Annotated in this window: 1 pseudogene; it reads right to left on the bottom strand. The window is 67.3% G+C overall.

From position 1 onward, the window contains the following. A pseudogene (locus G3I42_RS30360) lies at positions 1–349 on the bottom strand (Tellurium resistance); the annotation flags it as partial.

Here is a 349-nt window from a genome sequence, read left to right as displayed (position 1 = left end):
CTGCGGGGCCCGCTCGTCCAGCTCGATCTCGATGCGCGGCCCGTTGCCCGGGTAGAGCGTCACCTTGGCGTGCGTACGGTCGAAGGCCGGTGTCTGGTCGTAGATGTAGACGAAGAACAGCAGCCGCTTGATCTGGTCGCGCTGGTCGAGGTTGACGTAGACCGTCTCGCCGGACGGTGCGCCGAAGCGGTCGTCGCCGCTGAGCCTGATGTAGGGCGGCGCGTTCAGGTCACCGATGAGGTTGCCGAGCGGCTGCACCACACCCTTGGTGCCGTCCGCCAGCTCGTACATGCAGCCCAGGTCCAGGTCGACGTTGACCACGCCCTGGGTGTGCGCCTGGACCACGTCC

This window comes from Streptomyces sp. SID11385 (assembly GCF_010548245.1).
GTDB lineage: Bacteria > Actinomycetota > Actinomycetes > Streptomycetales > Streptomycetaceae > Streptomyces.
Note: the sequence above shows the minus strand (reverse complement) of the source record. Positions and strands in the feature narration are given on the sequence as shown.